Annotated in this window: 3 protein-coding genes and 1 pseudogene; 3 read left to right on the top strand and 1 reads right to left on the bottom strand. The window is 27.4% G+C overall.

Annotated elements, in window-relative coordinates:
• The 3 genes and pseudogenes from C6H17_RS11850 to C6H17_RS11840 all read left to right on the top strand — a co-directional run.
• A pseudogene (locus C6H17_RS11850) lies at window positions 1–219 on the top strand (hypothetical protein); the annotation flags it as partial.
• Between the two features lie 136 nt (window positions 220–355).
• Complete coding sequence (locus tag C6H17_RS11845) at window positions 356–850, top strand: hypothetical protein (RefSeq protein ID WP_020995662.1); 495 nt, start codon at window positions 356–358, stop codon at window positions 848–850.
• Window positions 843–1,589 carry a hypothetical protein gene (locus C6H17_RS11840; RefSeq protein WP_104731467.1) on the top strand — a complete coding sequence of 249 codons (747 nt, stop codon included), beginning with the start codon at window positions 843–845 and terminating at the stop codon, window positions 1,587–1,589. The genes C6H17_RS11845 and C6H17_RS11840 overlap by 8 nt, the downstream gene beginning before the upstream one ends.
• Before the next feature lie 177 nt (window positions 1,590–1,766).
• Here C6H17_RS11840 and C6H17_RS11835 read toward each other — a convergent pair whose 3' ends face one another.
• Window positions 1,767–2,057, bottom strand: coding sequence for a helix-turn-helix domain-containing protein (locus tag C6H17_RS11835; protein WP_020995659.1), 291 nt, complete (start codon window positions 2,055–2,057; stop codon window positions 1,767–1,769).
• Window positions 2,058–2,331 lie beyond the last annotated feature (274 nt).

Genomic DNA, 2,331 nt, shown 5'->3' with positions numbered 1-2,331 from the left:
TTTACAATTATTGAAATGTGCTTGGCTCATAGTGTAGGAAATATGGTAATACAAAGTTATAACCATAGCGAGAGAATGCAAGAGAGGCGTGAGCTAATGCAATTTTGGGCTAATTATATAGACAAATTAGCACATGAAAACACCTTGCAACAAGTAGTAAATAATAGTGATTTATATGTATTAAATCCTACTACTGATGATGATACATTAAGGTTTTAATTATGTATGCTTTGATTGATTTATATGTGTATGGCTTTACTTAGCTTTTATGCTTGTTAGCTTGTTTATAGCTAAGGATTAAGGGTTTAATGTTTTTAAATGTTTATTTGATTGATTTTTTATTAAAGGTTTGATTATGGAATTAAAACTAGAGAATGGGTATTATATAGATAATAACAATAACAAATGGAATGCAAAGGCTTATAATGAAAATGAAGCTTTACAACATAGCAAAGGGTTAATTAATTGCTTTGATTGTGTAGATTGCATAAATTGTAAGGATTGCAGGGCGTGTATTAATTGCATTGATTGTATTAATTGTAAAGATTGTGATTATTGCATTAATTGTAAAGATTGCTACACATGCACTGATTGTATAAAGTGTAAAGAATGCTTTTATTGTAATAATTGTATTATGTGTGAAACTTGTAGTAATTGCTTTGATTGTATTAATTGTGTAGATTGTGATACATGCGATAATACAAAACATAGTAAGCTATCTAATCATTTAAGCGATTGTGAGTTTTGCATAAATAAACACCATTTAGACAAGGAATATCAATATAACGATTTATTGCATAAGCAATATAATGGGATATTAAAACAAGATAAGGAGGTATGTAATGATTGATACAAACAATAACACAAACAAAGGCTTTAATACAAATGCTTATAATGCAGGTAACAAAGCAAATAAAGCGGGTTTTAATGGATATAACACAAAAGGTAAGGTAAGCAATAACACAAGCAATAAAGCTAATAACAAAGCTAACAATAATAACAATAACAACATACTTGCAAATGCTTTAATCGATTATGTAGCTTGTATTGATAGTGTAAGTAATATTTGCATAAAATATAATATCACTAGACAAGCATTTTATAAGTATAAAAGCAAGTTAGCAGGGTTTTATAATATAGATTATGATATAAAGCATAAACAAAGCAAAAAGGCTTTATATGATGTATTAATGGTATTAAAGCATGTTAATAACTTTGCAAAGTCAAATAATACTTTACTTGATTATGCAGGTAAAGCCTTTTATAACAATATACAAAACTTGCTTAATACTAAAAGGCATGATAAATTAAGTAATAATATTGACAAGTTAGCAAAAAATGATGTGTTTAATGAAATTTCAAGCACTGATGATAACTTAGACAATGATTTTTTTGCTAGTATTGCAGGGGATAAAGAATTAATACAAGTAAATAATGAAATTAAAGCATTAGAAACAGAATTAATACTTAATGGTAGTATTGCATGTGATAGTAATGCAGGTAATGATTTATTGTTAAGTAGTGAAATATCACAAGATAAAGCTAACAATAAGGTATTAAATGCTAATGATGTAATAATAGACTTTTAAGGGTTTATTGTGTGCTAGTGTATGCAATGTGTATGTATATGCTTATATATGCTTATATATGCTTATGTAATGTATATGCTAGTATGCAATATTAATGCTTAACACATGCAAAGGCTTATAAAGTGATTGCAATGCAATACTTGCTTTATATGTTACTTTTTATGTTATGTGTTTTTGCTAATCGTTATTTTGTGTATCAATTAAGCCTTTATTTTGTGTTTCTTTTGGGCGTTCATTAATTTTTAAATCCCGTTCATTAATTATTTTTTCAAGTGTAGAAAATCCCTTATTTAAGGCATTTACCGCTTGTGTTGCTCGTTCATTAATTCTTATATTATTTTGTTTAATATACTTGCTTAATCCGCCCTTTGCTACATTATATTCTTTTGCTAATTGTGATATTGAATACTGCCCTGTTTGATACTTTGGAATGATTTCTTTATATGGTATGCTTGTTTTTCTACTCATTTTTATGATTACCTTTATATTTGATATTTTGGAATGTTTAAAATAAGGGTATTATACAGAATAAGCAAAGGTTTATATGTTGCATGTTATGTTTTTTTGCTAACCTCAACATTAAGCAAATATATTACATGATGAGGTTATAAAGATTACATGCAACAAAGCAAGGCATTAATATACATGCAAAGGCTTATAAAGTGATTGTAATGCAATACAAAGCATAAGCATTAACACACTTGCAAACAATGCTTAACACATACAAAGGCTTTTAACAAAC

The organism is Helicobacter rappini (assembly GCF_900198625.1).
GTDB lineage: Bacteria > Campylobacterota > Campylobacteria > Campylobacterales > Helicobacteraceae > Helicobacter_A > Helicobacter_A rappini.
Note: the sequence above shows the minus strand (reverse complement) of the source record. Positions and strands in the feature narration are given on the sequence as shown.